The sequence below is a fragment of the Trebonia sp. genome, assembly GCF_049794275.1.
Taxonomy (GTDB): domain Bacteria; phylum Actinomycetota; class Actinomycetes; order Streptosporangiales; family Streptosporangiaceae; genus Trebonia.
The window spans coordinates 1-2,047 of record NZ_JBARCR010000706.1; the positions used below are offsets into that span (position 1 = coordinate 1).

Annotated in this window: 2 protein-coding genes; both read left to right on the forward strand. The window is 71.8% G+C overall.

Translation table 11 applies throughout. The annotated features are described in order from the left end of the window. The coding region (locus WA805_RS18760) for a TrmH family RNA methyltransferase (RefSeq protein WP_425242975.1) at positions 1-771 on the forward strand (771 nt) is incomplete at its 5' end. Between the two features lie 122 nt (positions 772-893). Then, a partial coding sequence (locus tag WA805_RS18765; protein WP_425242976.1) for a ketopantoate reductase family protein occupies positions 894-2,047 on the forward strand: 1,154 nt, incomplete at its 3' end.

The window sequence follows — 2,047 nt, forward strand, 5'->3', positions numbered from 1 at the left end:
GACGTCTCGCTGCGCACGCACCTGGAGGCGGAGCACGGCCTGTTCATCGCGGAGGGGTCGAAGGTCATCAGCCGCGCGGTCGCGGCGGGATACCCGGTGCGTTCCGTGCTGCTGGGGCGCGGCCGGCTGGCCGACCTGCCCATGCTCGGCCTTGGTTCTCTTGATGACGTGCCGGTGTACGTGGTTCCCGACGAGGTGGCCGAAGGCATCACCGGTTACCGCGTGCACCGCGGCGCGCTCGCGTCGCTCGGCCGCAAGCCGCTGCCGGCCGTGCCGGCGGTGATCGGCTCGGCACGCCGGATTGTCGTCCTCGAGGACCTGGTGGACCACGGGAACGTGGGTGCGATCTTCCGCTGCGCGGCCGCGCTTGGCGTAGACGCGGTGGTTCTCTCGCCGCGCTGCGCCGACCCGCTGTACCGGCGGTCGGTCAAGGTCTCGATGGGCGCGGTGTTCGCGATCCCGTACGCCCGGATGACCGACTGGTACGACGGTCTTTCGACGTTGCGGAAGGCGGGCTTCCGGGTGCTGGCGCTGACGCCGGACGAGCGGGCGACGCCGATCTCTTCGGCGCTGTCGGATGCGGGCGGCGCGGACCGGGTGGCGCTGCTGCTCGGGACCGAAGGCGACGGCCTTTCCTCCCGGTGGCTGCGCGAGGCCGACGAGGCGGTCCGCATCCCGATGAGTCCCGCGGCGCGCGGCGCCGGGGTGGACTCGCTGAACGTGGTGGCGGCCGCCGCGATCGCCTGCCACCTGCTAGCCGTCGGCGGCTGACGCGAGCCGCCTCCTCGCCGATCGAGGCTGACGCGTGCCCACCTCCCCTCTTCGCCCTCCTCCCTGTGGCTGACGCATGCCGCCTCCTCGCCGATCGAGGCTGAGATGCCAGAATGGGGCGAATGCGGTACATCATCATCGGGGCCGGCGCGGTCGGCGGAACGATCGGCGGATGCCTGTTCCAGGGCGGCCACGAGGTAGTGCTGGTGGCCAGGGGCGCGCACCTGGACGCACTCCGCAGGGACGGGCTGCGGCTGGCGACCCCGCTCGGCACGGAGGCGTTGCCCATCCCAGCGGTGAGCGGCCCGGCCGAGCTTGAGCTACGCCATGATGATGCGCTGATCCTCACGGCAAAGACCCAGGACGCCGAGGCGCTGCTGGCCGAGTGGGCGTGGCAGCCCGTGCCGGCCGAGCCGGACGGCCCATCAGACAGCGTCGCGGCGGAGGTCATTCCTGTGGCCTGCGCGCAGAACGGAGTAGCCAGCGAGCGCTTCGCGCTCCGCCGCTTCCGCCACGTATATGGCATGTACGTGGGGCTGCCCGCGACGCACCTGGAGCCGGGCACGGTAGAAGCGTATGGCGTGCCGCTCGCGGGGCTGCTGCAGGTCGGCCGGTACCCCGCCGGGACGGACCCGATGGCCGGGCGGATCGGCGAGGACCTGACGAAGAGCAGGTTCCTGGCCCCGGTCAGCGCGGACGTGATGCGCTGGAAGTACGCCAAGCTGCTGGACAACCTGAACAACGCGATCGAGGCGCTGTGCGGCCCTGAGCACACGGGCTTCGCCGCGGAACCGCGGTCGGACGACGCCGCCGAGCTGTACCACCGCACGCGTGCCGAAGGCATCGCCGCTCTCCGCGCCGCCGGCATCGCGCACGCCAGCCGCGCGGAAATCGCGGAGGTCATCGGCGCCCGCGTCCGTATCGAACAGGTCGACGGCTCGGCCCGGTCGGGCGGCTCGTCCTGGCAGAGCCTCACCCGGGGGACCGGGACGATCGAGGCCGACTTCCTCAACGGCGAGATCGTGCTCCTCGGCCGTGTGTACGGCGTGCCGACCCCGGTCAACGAGGCGCTGCAGCGGCTCGCCAACCGGGCCGCGGCGGAGCACCGGGCGCCGGGCTTCATGACGCCCGCGCAGGTGCTTGTCGAGGCCGGCGTTCCGCACGCGCAGTGTGGCTTTTCCTCCCAAAACGCAGGTTCTGGTAGACGCGTGCCGCGTCGTAGGCAAGGCTTTGAGCCGGTAATCGGGGTCAGTGGAGGGTCTGGAGGCAGTCCGTG